The sequence below is a fragment of the Sphingopyxis sp. SE2 genome, assembly GCF_032227185.1.
In the GTDB taxonomy this organism is placed as follows: domain Bacteria; phylum Pseudomonadota; class Alphaproteobacteria; order Sphingomonadales; family Sphingomonadaceae; genus Sphingopyxis.
The window spans coordinates 321,304-335,310 of sequence record NZ_JAPMXW010000001.1 but is presented as its reverse complement, the minus strand read 5'-3'; the positions used below and the strand labels follow the sequence as shown (position 1 = coordinate 335,310).

The following is a 14,007-nucleotide window of genomic DNA, read 5'->3' as shown; positions in this document are numbered from 1 at the left end:
TTCATTCCGTCATCCCGGCGAAGGCCGGGATCTCGCCGGATCGTCATGACGGGAGGTTGAGATCCCGGCCTTCGCCGGGATGACGATATGAAGATTGGCCTTACCCGAACGGATCGCCCCGCCCGGTCGCATATTGCGCCATCGCCATCGTCGTCCATTGCGCGTTGACGCGGATGCAGCTCGGAAAGACGCTGGCGTCGGTGACGAGCACATTGGTCGTTTCGTGGACGCGGCAATCGAGGTCGACGACGCCATGTTGCGGATCCTCGTTGATCGCATTGCCGCCGTGCGGATGGCTGCTCGACAGCGTCACATCGTCCTGTTCGCGGATCGCATCGCGGAAGAAGGCATCGACATCCATGTCGGGCGTCACCTTCTGCCCCTTCGCCAGCGCGGGATAGCATTCGAGCGCGCCGGCGGCGAAATGGACCTTGGTCAGCGTCGCCATCGCGTCGCGCAGCACCGGCAGGTCGTCGCTGGTGTCGAGCCGGAATTCGAGCTTGCCGTCCTTCACCCGCCCGCGCCGGTCGGCCGGGAACAAGATGCCCGCCGAATGGACGCGGCCGAAATTCTTCATGCGGTTCGCGTGATCGCCGAACCAGCCGGGCATCAGCGACGCCATCGACATCGGCGGCTGAAAATGGCTTTCGAGCAGATAGTCGCCGCAATCGACATAGCTCGACATCTGATCCTCGTCCCACGCGGCGCCGCCGACGCCATCGGGCATCAGCGCGACGACCGGCGAAGCGACGTTGAGCGAGACCTGATAGCCGGTGCGGTCGATGTCGCTACGGTCGAGCAGCTTCGACGAGGCGATCGTCCCCGCCGCGACCACGACGCCGACGCGCGCGCGGACGAGCGTCTTTGACCCGTCGGGCAGGACCAGCTTCACCGCCTCGGCCTCGCGCCGGCCGTCGTAGGCGGTCTGCCAAACGATCCGGTCGACCTTGGTATCGGGGAGTATCCGCGCCCCGAAATCGCGGCACGCCTCGGGCAGATATGTCTGCGCGATCCCCATGCGGCGGCCGTAGGCGCAGCCCGAATTGCAATAGCCGCAATAAGCGCAGGCACTGGCCGTATTCGGCGGGCCGAAATTCTTGGCGAACCAGTCGGTAACGGCACGTTGATCGCGCGGGTTGTTCGACGTCGCGGCATAAGCGCGCCACCCCTCGATCAGATGTGGGCCGTTGTGACGCCCGCTGCGCGGTTCGATCGGCGCGATGCCGAGCCGCGCCTGCACCGCGTCATAGCTGGCGTGAAAGGCGGCGGCGTCGATCGGGGCGCCGATGCTCGCCCATTTGGCGAGCACATCCTGCGCGTCGGGATGCGTCCGCCCCGCTTCGTTGACGCGCAGGCAAATCCCGTTGTTGATCGTCGACGACCCGCCAACGCAGCGGCCCTGGAACACGACGAAATCGCGGTTGGTCGAGGTTTGCAGCGCGCCATGTTTGTAGAGCCGCGCGATCATGTCGAGTTCGTGATGGGTGATCGCGTGGCTGGGATAGAAGGGCCCCGCCTCGACGATCAGCACCTTGTAACCCTGCGCCGCGATATTGCGCGCGGCGACCCCGCCCCCCGCGCCCGAGCCGATGACGACGACGTCATATTCATCTTCGACGCTGCCAGCATCCAATATGTGCGCTGGGTCGATTTCGCGGCCGTGGACGGGGTCGAGCGGGACCTCGAAGGCGCCGCGCTGGCGAAAGGCGGGAAGCGTGAAGCCGATCTGCCGATGCACCGGATTGGCGGCATTGGCACCCTGATCGCCGGGTTCCAGCCCCGGCTGCCAATGGCCGTAATAGCAGGCGTAGATGATGCCGCGCAGCCGCGCCATATCCTGAAACAGATCGATCTGGCTGTTCTTGAGGCGATCGGTCAGCCGTTCCACGCGGTCCGCGATATCATTCTCGGTGAAAAAGGGCCCGCCGAGCACTAGCTCGGTCGCGGTCAGCGACAGCCGGATTTCATCGAGCTTGGTGCCACCAACCTTTTCGAACAGATCGCAGACATTGGCGACGACCTGGTCGGCCGAAATCACCATCTCGGCCTCGTGGAACAGCGCCTCGGTCAGCGCCTTCAGAAATTTGAGCTGCCCGAAATTGAACGGTGCCGTCATCGCCCTGCCCCCATTGCCCAATGCCGCAAAATGCCGCCTTATAGGGGGGTGGAGCAAGCTGTATTGTATGGGATCGCCAATCAGAGCCGACCCTAAGCGCTGCGCGCGAGGGTCTCGACCGGCAGGAACGGCCGCACCGCCGCCATCGCGCGGCTCACATAATCGGCCTTTTCGCCGACCGGCGCGACATAGTGGAGCGCTTCTTCGGCCGCCGCCGTCCCGGCGAGGCGCGCGATGATCCACGCGCCAAGATATTGCGACGCGAGGCAGCCGCCCGCCGTCGCGACATTGCCGTGCGCGACGAAGGGCGTATCGAGCACCTCCACCCCCGCCTCGATCACCCAAGGTTTGGTGGTGAGATCGGTGCAGGCGGGGAGATTGCCGATCAGCCCGAGCCGCGCGAGCAGCAGCGTTCCCGAACATTGCGCGCCGACAAGCTGGCGTGCGGGGTCGAGCCGGATGCGGCCGAGCATCAGCGGATCGGCCGCGATCTCGCGCGTCCGGATGCCGCTGCCGATGATCACCGCATCGGCCTTTGCCGCGAAGTCGAGCGGTTGCTGCCGCTCGATCGTCACGCCGTTCATCGAGGTGACCTGCGGCGTCGGCGCGGTGATATGCGCCTCCCAGCCCTGTCCGCGCAGGCGGTTGAGGATGGCGGCGGCGACGAACGAATCAAGTTCGTTGAAGCCGTCGAAGGTCAGCACCGCGATCTGCACGTAAAAACTCCTGCGAAAGATGAAGGACCAAAGGGGCTCGCGCCTACACCGCGCCTTCGAAGATGTCATCAACCCAGCGCGACCGCGCGGCATCGTCGCGCGGCGAACCGAGATAGCGGGCCCACGCCGCGCTTTCGTGCGCGACGATGCCGAGCTCCCAGACACAGAAGGTCGGGCGCACCACGCCCGGCTGCGGCGGATAGGCCGCGTCGAAGGGCACGAAGGCGGGCATGTCTCCATGCCGGTACCAGACCGCTTCCCACAGCTCGTTCGAGCCGCGCCACACCGACACGAGCAGGAAATAGAAATCGGCGCCGCAGCGGTGGAGGATGACGAAGCCGCAATCATTTTCGGTCAGCGTCGCGGGCGCCTGCTCCGCGAACCACTGCGCCGCCAGCGTCTTGACATCGTCCGGCACCGGCGCGTCGGGGGCGGTCAGATGATAGAGTTTCAGCGCGGCGCCGCCGGCCTCGACGCACGAATGATAGCGCGCTGCTTTCGGATGGTGGCGATAGGCGCGATCGACGGCAGCGGACATAGGCGGGACTCCAGAATGTTCCCTCTATGTTCTAATCAAATCGCGCCGCGGCGCAACCGCTATCGACGGGTCAGCGCAGCGCGATCGTCAGATGCGCGACCGCCACGATGTCCGTCAGCCGGTCGCGCAGCTCCTCGCACGACACGTCGCCCTTCACTTCGACGATCGCCGCGCGCGCCTCTGGCCCGACGCGCCAGACGTGGAGGTCGGTGACGACCGCCCCCGCCGCCTCGACGCGCGAGCGGATCGCCGCCGCCGCCTCATCGTCATTCGTGTCGAGCAGGATCGCGGAGGTGTCGCGCATCAGTCCCCACGACCAGCGCGCGATCACCAGCGCCCCGACGATACCCATCGCGGGGTCCATCCAGTGGAGTCCGAGATAGCGCCCCGCGAGCAGCGCGCCGATCGCGAGCAGCGAGGTCAGCGCGTCGGCGAGGACGTGGAAATAGGCCGAACGAAGGTTATTGTCGTGACCGTGGTGGTGGGCGTGATCATGGTCATGTCCGTGCCCATGATGATGATGTCCGCCCATCAATAGCAGCGCGCTGACGACATTGACCAGAAGGCCGAGCACCGCGACGAGCGTCGCGCTCGCGAAATCGACGCGAACCGGATCGATCAGCCGCAGGAAGGATTCGACCGCGATGCCGATCGCGAAAATGCCAAGGATCAGCGCCGAAGCAAAACCGGTGAGGTCGCCGACCTTTCCGGTACCGAAGCTGTAGCGCGGATCGTGGCGATGCTTCTTGGCATAGCGATAGGCGAGCGCGGCGAGGCCGAGCGCGCCGGCGTGGGTCGCCATATGGAAGCCGTCGGCGAGCAGCGCCATCGACCCGGTCCAGTAACCCGCCGCGATCTCCGCAACCATCATCACCGCGGTCAGCGCGACGACCCACAGGGTGCGCTTCGCATTCTCGTCGTGCGAGGCGCCGAGGAAGTCATGCAGATGCTGGGTGGACGGGGATTCGGACATGCCGCCTATCTATTTCGCATCGCGGCTTATTCGACAAGGGGCGTGGGTGTGGAGATGGCTTTGGGGTGAAGACCGGCCGTAAGCTCCTCCCTGTCGCGCATTGATGGGGAGGTGGCAGCGCGAAGCGCTGACGGAGGGGCTATGACGCGGCCGATGCGGCCCCTCCACCACCGCTCCGCGGCGGTCCCCCTCCCCACGGCTTCGCCGCAGGGAGGATCAATCGCAGCTATCGGCCGTAAGCGGCCGCAGCTCTTTCAACCCGCCTTTTTCATCTGCCGGTATTTGTGCAGCAGCGGCTCGGTATAGCCCGACGGCTGCGCCACGCCTTCGAAGATCAGCGCGCGCGCGGCGCGATAAGCGATGCCGTCGGGCGACAGTTTTTCATAGAGCGGATCGCCCGCGTTCTGCGCATCGACCTTGGCCGCCATGCGCGCCAGCGCCGCGTCGACCTGCGCCTCGGTGCAGACACCGTGGAGCAGCCAGTTGGCGAGCGCCTGGCTCGAAATGCGCAGCGTCGCGCGGTCTTCCATCAATCCGACGTCGTCGATGTCGGGGACCTTCGAGCAGCCGACGCCCTGGTCGATCCAGCGCACGACATAACCGAGGATGCCCTGGCAATTATTGTCGAGCTCTCGCGCAATTTCGGTTTCGCTCCAGTTGCGGCCGGTGGCGACGGGAATCGCGAGCAGCCGGTCGAGCGACGGCACCGCCTCGCCCGCAATTTCCTTCTGGCGCGCGAAGACGTCGACCTGATGATAATGCAGCGCGTGCAAGGTCGCCGCGGTCGGCGACGGCACCCAAGCGGTGTTCGCGCCCGACTTCGGATGGCCGATCTTGGCGTCGAGCATGCCGCGCATCAGGTCGGGCATCGCCCACATGCCCTTGCCGATCTGCGCCTTGCCCGACAGGCCGCAGGCAAGGCCTATACGGACGTTGCGATCCTCGTAGCTCGCGATCCAGTCCGATGCCTTCATCTCGCCCTTCGGGATCATCGGTCCCGCGCGCATCGAGGTGTGGATCTCGTCGCCGGTGCGGTCGAGGAAGCCGGTGTTGATGAAGACGATGCGGTTCTTCACCGCTTCGATGCACGCGGCAAGGTTCGCGCTGGTGCGGCGCTCCTCGTCCATCACGCCGACCTTGATCGTGTGGCGCGCAAGGCCGAGCATGTCCTCGACCGCGTCGAACAGCCTGTCGGTGAAGCCGCATTCCTCGGGCCCGTGCTGCTTGGGCTTGACGATATAGATGCTGCCCGCGCGGCTGTTCCTGAGCGTGCCGAGGCCCTTGAGGTCGTGCAGCGAGCAGAGGCTGGTGATCACCGCGTCGCAGAGCCCTTCGGGCGCTTCGGCGCCGTTCGGCAGCTTGATCATCGGCGTCGTCATCAGATGACCGACGTTGCGCACGAACATCACGCTGCGGCCGTGGAGCGTGAACGCCTCACCCGACGGCGAAGTCCATTCGCGGTCGGCTTCCATCGCGCGCGTGACCGTCTTGCCGCCCTTGTCGAAACTTTCGACGAGATCGCCGCGCATCAAGCCGAGCCAGTTTGCATAGCCGAGAACCTTATCCTCGCCGTCGACCGCGGCGACGCTGTCCTCAAGGTCGATGATCGTCGTCAGGGCGGCCTCGATCAGGACGTCGGCGATGCCCGCGGGGTCGGTCTTGCCGATCGCGCTGTCGGGGTCGATCACCAGTTCGATGTGAAGGCCGTTATGCTTCAGCAAAATGCCGCCGGGCTTGCTGCCGGCCCATTGCGCCGGGTCGGCGAGCGCGAGCTGCCCGCCCTGCCAGTCGGCCCAGCTCCCCGACGCGAGCGGCACCGCTTCGTCGAGGAATGCCTTCGCCCGCGCGATCACCGCCGCGCCGCGCTCCGCATCATAGCCGCCGGGCTTCGCGGGCGGCGCGTCGAGTGCGTCGGTGCCGTAAAGCGCGTCGTAAAGGCTGCCCCAGCGCGCATTGGCGGCGTTGAGCGCGAAGCGCGCATTGAGCGCGGGCACGACGAGCTGCGGCCCCGCCATCGTCGCGATTTCGGGATCGACATTTTTTGTGCCGACGCTGAACGGCGCGGGTTCGGGGACGAGATAGCCGATCTCGCGCAGGAAAGCCTGATAGGCGGCGGCATCGTGCGCTTGTCCAGCGCGCGCTTCGTGCCACGCATCGATCTGCGCCTGCAGATCCTCGCGCTTCGCCAGCAGCGCGGCATTTTCGGGTGCGAACTTGCTGAGCAGCCCGGCGAAATCGCTCCAGAATTTGGCGGCGTCGAGCCCGGTCCCCGGCAACGCGCGCCGTTCGATGAAATCGGCCAGTCGCGAATCGACGGACAGGCCGGAGCGATCGAGAAATTCGGTCATGCAAATACCCTCTGGTCGGCGCGGCTGCGCCAGTGGACCCGGGGAGGAAAGGGCCAGCGCCCTATGCCGCGATTGGATTCGATTGGCAATGGGCGCTTTTCAATGGGAGCCGCGTAGGTTACGTTGCAACGCACAACGAAAAAACACCCTCCCCTGATGACCGGATCCATGGACGACACACGACTGAAATTGATGGAAGCCATCGCCCGCAAGAAGCTGGTGACGGCGCAGTATAACGGCCAGACGCTTACACTGGCGCCGCATTTGCTGTTCGAACGCCGCGGCGACCTGTTCATCAGCGCGCTGAATCTCAATAAGAGCTGGCGGTCGGACGAAGAGCCGCGGCTGGGACATTTCAAGCTCGGCGGCCTCGCGTCGATCGAGCTCAGCGAAGAGGGTTTCGAGCCCCTGCCCGGTTTCGAAGCGGCACCCCCGCGCGAGGAAGACACGCCGCTGCTCGGCGTCTGACGTCAGGCGACGCCTACTGCCGGCACAGGCGGCATTTCACCGAGCGCGACGCGAACCTGGTTCCGTCCCGCGGCCTTGGCCCGATAGAGCGCGGCGTCGGCGCGGCGCGCCAGTTCGAACAGCGAACGGTCCGACGTTCGCTGGGCGACGCCGAACGACGCCGTGAAGCCGCGATCGACCCCGAGCACCGGCAAGCGCGCCGATGCAAACGCGGCGCGCACGGTTTCGGCATAAAGCCGTCCATCGGACAGCAAGGCGTCGGGAAGCAGGACCGCGAACTCCTCGCCGCCGATGCGGCCCACGATCGCATTGGCAGGCGCGGCACCGGCCAGCATCGCCGCGAAATGCGCGATCACGCCGTCGCCCGCCGCATGGCCGAAACTGTCGTTGATCTTCTTGAAATCGTCGAGATCGGCGGTGATCAGCACCGCCGCCCCACCGCGCAAAAACGCCATTTCGGCATGATGTTCGAAACCGCGCCGGTTGAGCACGCTCGACAGCGGATCGGTTTCCGAACGCGCGACCATTTCCGCCGTCGTGTCGCGCATGATCACGAGCAGCATGACAAGCGCGATTGCCATGAGGGTAACGACGCTGCCAGTCTGCGAGATGGCGGCATAGGTCGTCGCCATATAGTCCTGCGGCGAACTCGCCGTTCCGACCGTCGCCGCGATGAAGGGCTTGGCGACATAGATGATCGCCGCGACCGCCTGCAGCGCAATCAGCAGCAGGTCGAGCGCCTGGCGGCGGCCCGAGCGCCAGATCACCAGCCCGAGCAGCGACTGCATCGCGAAATAGGGAAGCTGATAGAGGGTGAGCCGCAGCGTCGAGCCATAGGTCAGGCTGAAGATCGCGGGCACGGCGAGGATCGTGAGGCCCCATATTACCGCCATCGCAGGCAAGGGCAGTGGCACGCGATAATGATGCGCAACGCCGACCAGCGCGAAGCTGAGCGCGAGCATGAAGACGAGGAAAATGCCGATGCCGACGCCGGTCGGATCGGCCTGCTGCGTCAGCAGAAATTCGAGGCCGACATAAATGATCCCCATGCCGTAGCCCAGCGCGAGCCACCGCGCGCCGCGCGCGGTGCGGTTGGTCGCGGCGACCACGGCAAACGCGACGGCAAAAATGGCCGCCACGGACATGCTAATGCCGAATATAAAGGCAGAAGTCATCGCCCCCCACTCATCATCGGTCCGTCAGCCTAGCCGGACTGTCCCCAACTTTCGGTTAATATATTGCGATTCGGGCTGATTCGCGCGCGTGTTAGCCGATTGGCGGGCCCGCCGCAGCGACTTTACCGTATCGCGGGTTCCCGCGTTGCCCCCGCCGCCACCCATGCTATGCGAGCATCCATTTCCTTAGCCGAGGATATCTACCGTGCTGCGACGTGCCTTTCCGTGGTTTGCTCTCCTGGTCGCCGTCATTCCGTCCCTTGTCCATGCCCAAGAAGTCAGAACGCGCGTCGCGATCCTCGGCGTCGAGCACGCCGCCCAGCTCGTCGCCGAAAAGGATCAACCGGGGATGCTCGCGGCCTGGCTCGATCTCGTAAAGCCCGCGGCGGTGTGTATCGAACGCCCGCCCGAACAGGCGTCGCGGCAGGACTATTACGAATTCACTTATGAAATCCAGGGCATCATCCTGCCTTGGGCCGCGAAGAATGCGACCGAGCTGTGCCCGATCGACTGGATGCCGCCGGCCCACGACCAACTGCTCGGCTTCGGCCTCGATCTCGATACGCCGCTCGAAGTGCGGAAGGCGCAGGGATTTCAGGGCTTCCTGACCTTCCCCGACCGCAAGATACTCGGTTGGGATTTCTTTTCGGCCGATGACCCCGCGACGCTCGCGCCGTTGCAGAAATGGGCAACCGAGCCCGCGCCGCGTGCCGACCGCGACCTGCCGCGCCGCCTCTATCTCTATCGCACCTTCATGCAGGCGCAGCGCGTCCGCGCGATCGCGCATAAGCGGAAAGGCGAAACCGTGCTGGTGGTCGTCGGATATTTCCACAAGCCCGACATCGAGGCGATCCTGAAGCACGATCCCGCGATCGAACTCGTGCCCGCCGCGAGCCTCGGCCGCCCCGGCGACGCTGCCGTGCGCGCGGCGACGACAGCGGACCATCGCGGTGCGATCCTCGCCTTCAACCTACTCGGAATGCAGGCGACCACGGGCGTCGTGAACTGGGGATGGGTCGAGCGCATTCTCGCCGATTTCGCGGGCGAGGCGCCCTCGCCCGAAGCGCGGCTGTTCCAGACGCGATACGGCATATTGACGGGCAAGATATCGCTCGCAGAAGCCGCACGGAGCTATACGACGATTGCCGAGGATGCGGCCAGCGCCAAGCCTTTCGGTTGGACCGGCGTCAAGGATAAGAGCCGCATCGATTCCTTTTTCGACCCCTTCGGCAATCTGGACGTGCGCCAGCGGGCGCGGGTCGAACTCGCCCGCACCCTGTTCGCTGAGGGCAAGGATGTGCGGGCGCAGCAAGTGCTGGGCACGCTCGCCGCGACGCTTTCGCCGCGCAAGGCGTTGCAGCTTCGCGGTTATACACCGCTCCTCGAACCCGTCGCTACTGCTGCAAAGACCCCATAGCGCGTCGGGGGTGGCAAAAGGGCGGCAGGCACGTCTATAGCCGGCGCATGAACTCCGTCACGACCGCCGAGGCCCCCGCGCTCGAAAGCGCCGCCGACGCGCCCATGCTCGCGCAGGTCGAGCGATGGGCCGCGATCAACAGCGGCACGGGCAATCTTGCGGGGCTGAAGAGCGTCGCGGGCCAGTTGGCCGATGCCTTTTCCGCGTTACCGGGCGAGGTCCGGCTCGTCGCCGCCGATCCGGTCGAGAGCGTCGATAGCGCCGGCACCGTCAACATCATCCAGCGCGGCGACCATCTGCACCTTAGCGTGCGGCCCGACGCGCCCGTGCAGCTGCTGCTGACCGGCCATATGGACACGGTCTTTGCCGCCGACCATCCGTTCCAGACGCTGAAATGGCTCGAGCCCGGCGTGCTCAACGGCCCCGGGACCGCGGACATGAAAGCGGGCATTTCGGTGATCCTTGCCGCGCTCGCGGGACTCGAAGCCTCGCCGCTCGCCGAGCGCGTCGGCTATGACGTGATGATCAACAGCGACGAGGAAACGGGAAGCCAGGCGTCGGCGCGGCTGATCGCCGAGCTCGCGAAGGGCAAGACCGCGGCGCTGACCTATGAACCCGCCCTCCCCGACGGCACGCTCGCGGGCGCGCGACCGGGGAGCGGCAATTTCTCGGTAATCGTCCACGGCCGCGCCGCGCACGCGGGGCGCAACCCGCAGGAGGGGCGCAACGCCTTGCTCGCCGCCGCCGACCTCGCGCTGCGGCTCGGCGCGCTCAAATCCGATGCGCTGAAGGTCAATCCGGCGAAGATCGACGGCGGCGGGCCGAACAATATCGTGCCCGATCAGGCGATCCTGCGCGTCAACATGCGCCCAACAACTCCGCAAGCGATGGCGGCGGCCGAAGCCGCGATGCGCGATGCCGTCGCGGCGGTGTCGCGCGAACATGACGTGCATTGCCATGTCCATGGCGGTTTCAACCGGCCGCCGAAGCCGCTCGACCCCGCCGCGACGCGGCTGTTCGAGCTGGTGCGCGACTGCGGGACGGCGCTCGGCCTGCCGGCGATCGGCTGGAACGCGACCGGCGGCGTGTGCGACGGCAACAATATCGCCGCGTGCGGGATTCCGGTGGTCGACACGATGGGACCGCGAGGCGGCGCGATTCATAGCTCGGACGAATTTCTGATCGTCGACAGCCTCGCCGAACGGGCGCGGCTGTCGGCGCTGACCATGTTGAGAATAGCGGAACGGGGGGTAGTGTGAATTATGTGATCCGGGCGGCCAAACCGGGCGACCTGCAAAGCATTTACGAGATGGCGAAGCTGACCGGTGGCGGCTTCACCAACCTGCCCCCCGACAAGAAGGCGCTCCGCGCCAAGCTCGAGCGCGCCGAAGCGAGTTTCGCATCGGAAAAGGAATATCCCGCCGACGAGCTTTACCTGATGGTGCTCGAGGATCTGGACAGCGGCGAAGTGCGCGGCACCTGCCAGATTTTCGGGCAGGTCGGCCAGCGCTGGCCCTTTTATTCCTATCGCATCGGCACCGACAGCAAGCATAGCGAGCAGCTGGGCCGCACCTTTCATGCACAGGTGCTGATGCTGAGCAACGACCTCAACGGTGCGAGCGAAGTCGGCGGACTTTTCCTGCATCCCGCGGCGCGCGCCGGCGGGCTCGGGCTGCTGCTCGCACGCTCGCGCTATCTGTTCATCGCGCGGCACCGTGCGCGCTTTGGTGACCGTATCCTCGCCGAGCTGCGCGGGGTGATCGACGAGGCGGGCGGATCGCCCTTCTGGGACGGGGTCGCGGGCAAATTCTTCGGGATGAATTTCCAGGAAGCCGACCAGTTCAACGCCGTCCACGGCAATCAGTTCATCGCCGACCTGATGCCCAAGCATCCCGTCTATATCGCGATGCTGAACGAACATGCACGCAGCGTGATCGGCGTCCCGCACCCGACCGGCCGCGCCGCGATGCGGATGCTGGAAAATGAAGGTTTCGCGTTCGAAAATTACGTCGACATCTTCGATGGCGGCCCGACGATGACAGCACGCACCGATCAGGTCGCGAGCGTGCGCGATGCGAAACATGTCGAGGTGACGGGCATCGCCGAAAGCGGCGAGGACGCGCTGATCGCGACCGGGCGGCTCGGCGATTTCCGCTGCTGTTTCGGAAAGGTCGGCGCCGACGGCACGGTCGACGCGGAGGCGGCGCGCATTTTGGGCGTCGGCAAGGGCGACGAAATCAGCTGGATCGGGCGGTAACCATGCTCACCGAAATCAATTTCGACGGGATTATCGGCCCCAGCCACAATTATGCGGGGCTCAGCCGCGGCAATATCGCGTCGGCGAGCCATGCCGGCGACGTGTCGCAGCCGCGCGCCGCGGCGCTGCAGGGCATCGAGAAGATGCGCCACAATCTGGCGCTCGGGCTGCCGCAAGGTTTTCTCGTCCCGCTCGATCGTCCCGATGCGCCCTGGCTTGCGGCGCTCGGCACGACGCTGGAGGAGGCCGAAAGCCATTTGCGCGCGCAGGCCTGGTCGGCCTCGTCGATGTGGGCGGCGAATGCCGCGACGGTCTCGCCCGCGCCCGACAGCGCCGACGGCAAATGCCATCTGACCGTCGCGAACCTCGTCACCATGCCGCACCGCAGCCACGAATGGCCGGGCACGCTCGCGCAGCTTCGCCTTGCGTTCGCCGATCCGGCGTTTCAGGTACACGCCCCAGTCCCCGCGCCGTTCGGCGACGAGGGCGCGGCGAACCATATGCGGCTCTGCAGCGGGCACGACGGGCAAGGCGTCGAAATCTTTGTTTATGGCGTCGGTGGCGGCCGCTTCCCCGCGCGCCAGCATCTCGACGCGTCGAAGGCGATCGCGCGGACGCACCGCCTCGACCCGGCGCGCACATTGTTCATCCGCCAGTCGGACAGCGCGATCCAGGGCGGCGCCTTTCACAATGACGTCGTCGCGGTCGCCAACGAGCATGTGCTGTTCACGCACGAAACCGCGTTCGAGGACCGCGAGGCGGCGCACGCCGAAATCCGCGCGGCCTTCCCCGCGGTCGAGATCGTCGAGGTGCCGGCCAGCGCGGTGAGCCTGCCCGATGCGATCAAATCCTATCTGTTCAACGCGCAGCTCGTCAGCCTGCCCGATGGCGGCGGCATGGGACTGGTGCTGCCGACCGAGGCGCAGGGCACGCCGGCGGTGTGGAACTGGCTGGAAGCTATGATCGCGGGCAACGGCCCGATCCGCCGCCTGCTGCCCGTCGATGTCCGCCAGTCGATGGCGAACGGCGGCGGCCCCGCCTGCCTGCGTCTGCGCGTCGTCGCCGATCCCGCCACCGTCGATCCGCGCTTCATCGCCGACGAGGCGAAACTCGATAGCATCGCCGCCGTGGTGGCGAAACTCTGGCCCGAGGCGATCGCGCCTGGCGACCTTGGCTCGGCTGCGTTGGCGAGCGACGTACGCAAGGCACGGAGCGCCCTGCTCGCCGAGCTTGGCCTCAGCGAACTGGACTGATCTTCCTTGAAGATACGCGAACTGATCGACACCGCTCAGATTCCGGGCGGAGACGAACTCCGCCTGTACCGGCGCGGAGACGATTTCATCATCGCGATCGGCGGCAATGAATTGATGAACAGCCGAATGAGCGGCTCCGAAGAGGCGCTCGCGGTGATGAGCTGCGACCGGCTGCGCGGGCCCGACGCGGCGCAATTGCTGATCGGCGGTTATGGCATGGGGTTCACGCTGCGCGCCGCGCTGGCGGCGCTGGGCCCGGACGCGAAAGTCACCGTCGCCGAACTCGTCCCCCAAATCATCGACTGGGCGCGCGGGCCGATGGTGGAGCTTGCGGCGGGCTGCCTCGACGATCCGCGCGTCGAGCTGGTCGTCGGCGACGTCGCAGCGGCCATTGCGGGCGGGCGAAGCCGCTATGATGCGATCCTTCTCGACGTCGACAATGGCCCCGACGGGCTGGTGCGCGCGGCGAACGACGGGATTTACTCGGCGGCGGGGCTCGCATCGGCGAAAGCGGCGCTGCGGCCGGGCGGGGTGCTCGCGATCTGGTCGGCCGCCCCCGACGCGCGCTTTACGCGGCGGCTGATGGCGGCAGGGTTTCGGGTCGAGGAGGTCGGCGTTCGGGCGCGAGCGGGCGGCAAGGGCGCGCGGCACGTGATCTGGTTCGCGCGGGCGGGATAGATCCGTTACTGGCCGGACGCGGCAGGTCGGGCCGGTTTCGCGCTATGTGCAAGCTCCCGGCCCTTCCG

12 protein-coding genes are annotated in these 14,007 nt (G+C 66.3%); 6 read left to right on the top strand and 6 right to left on the bottom strand.

Annotated features, from left to right (window positions below):
- Nucleotides 1-100: 100 nt before the first annotated feature.
- The 5 genes from OVY29_RS01510 to OVY29_RS01490 form a co-directional block, all read right to left on the bottom strand.
- On the bottom strand, nt 101-2,116 hold the full coding sequence (locus OVY29_RS01510) for a GMC family oxidoreductase N-terminal domain-containing protein (RefSeq protein WP_037555115.1): 2,016 nt from the start codon (nt 2,114-2,116) through the stop codon (nt 101-103).
- Nucleotides 2,117-2,208: 92 nt separating this feature from the next.
- Nucleotides 2,209-2,832, bottom strand: a complete 624-nt coding sequence (locus tag OVY29_RS01505; RefSeq protein ID WP_037555114.1) for a DJ-1/PfpI family protein — start codon at nt 2,830-2,832, stop codon at nt 2,209-2,211.
- A 43-nt stretch (nt 2,833-2,875) separates the two neighbouring features.
- On the bottom strand, nt 2,876-3,370 hold the full coding sequence (locus OVY29_RS01500; protein ID WP_052182195.1) for a hypothetical protein: 495 nt from the start codon (nt 3,368-3,370) through the stop codon (nt 2,876-2,878).
- 70 nt (nt 3,371-3,440) lie between these two features.
- The gene (gene dmeF / locus OVY29_RS01495) at nt 3,441-4,343 is read right to left on the bottom strand and encodes a CDF family Co(II)/Ni(II) efflux transporter DmeF (protein ID WP_037555113.1); all 903 of its coding nucleotides are present in this window, start codon (nt 4,341-4,343) and stop codon (nt 3,441-3,443) included.
- Nucleotides 4,344-4,597: 254 nt separating this feature from the next.
- On the bottom strand, nt 4,598-6,691 hold the full coding sequence (locus OVY29_RS01490; RefSeq protein ID WP_037555112.1) for a malate synthase G: 2,094 nt from the start codon (nt 6,689-6,691) through the stop codon (nt 4,598-4,600).
- A 168-nt stretch (nt 6,692-6,859) separates the two neighbouring features.
- Here OVY29_RS01490 and OVY29_RS01485 point away from each other — a divergent pair, with 168 nt between their 5' ends.
- Nucleotides 6,860-7,159 (top strand): hypothetical protein, encoded by a 300-nt coding sequence (locus tag OVY29_RS01485; RefSeq protein ID WP_037555111.1) that lies wholly within the window; start codon nt 6,860-6,862, stop codon nt 7,157-7,159.
- Nucleotides 7,160-7,161: 2 nt separating this feature from the next.
- Here the strand turns inward: OVY29_RS01485 and OVY29_RS01480 are convergent, their stop codons facing one another.
- Complete coding sequence (locus OVY29_RS01480; protein ID WP_235211495.1) at nt 7,162-8,304, bottom strand: GGDEF domain-containing protein; 1,143 nt, start codon at nt 8,302-8,304, stop codon at nt 7,162-7,164.
- Between the two features lie 235 nt (nt 8,305-8,539).
- Between OVY29_RS01480 and OVY29_RS01475 the strand changes: the two genes are divergently transcribed.
- From OVY29_RS01475 to OVY29_RS01455, 5 genes are read left to right on the top strand one after another with little or no spacing between them, the layout of a single operon-like run.
- Nucleotides 8,540-9,751 (top strand): hypothetical protein, encoded by a 1,212-nt coding sequence (locus tag OVY29_RS01475; protein WP_152567605.1) that lies wholly within the window; start codon nt 8,540-8,542, stop codon nt 9,749-9,751.
- A 47-nt stretch (nt 9,752-9,798) separates the two neighbouring features.
- The gene (locus tag OVY29_RS01470; RefSeq protein WP_037555108.1) at nt 9,799-11,010 is read left to right on the top strand and encodes a hydrolase; all 1,212 of its coding nucleotides are present in this window, start codon (nt 9,799-9,801) and stop codon (nt 11,008-11,010) included.
- A complete protein-coding gene (locus tag OVY29_RS01465) occupies nt 11,007-12,008 on the top strand; it encodes an arginine N-succinyltransferase (RefSeq protein ID WP_037555106.1) in 1,002 nt (333 codons plus the stop codon). Before OVY29_RS01470 ends, OVY29_RS01465 begins: the two co-directional genes overlap by 4 nt.
- A gap of 2 nt (nt 12,009-12,010) precedes the next feature.
- On the top strand, nt 12,011-13,261 hold the full coding sequence (locus OVY29_RS01460; RefSeq protein ID WP_037555104.1) for an N-succinylarginine dihydrolase: 1,251 nt from the start codon (nt 12,011-12,013) through the stop codon (nt 13,259-13,261).
- Nucleotides 13,262-13,267: 6 nt separating this feature from the next.
- Entirely contained in the window at nt 13,268-13,939 is a 672-nt protein-coding gene (locus tag OVY29_RS01455) for a spermidine synthase (protein ID WP_037555103.1), read from the top strand.
- Nucleotides 13,940-14,007: the final 68 nt, after the last annotated feature.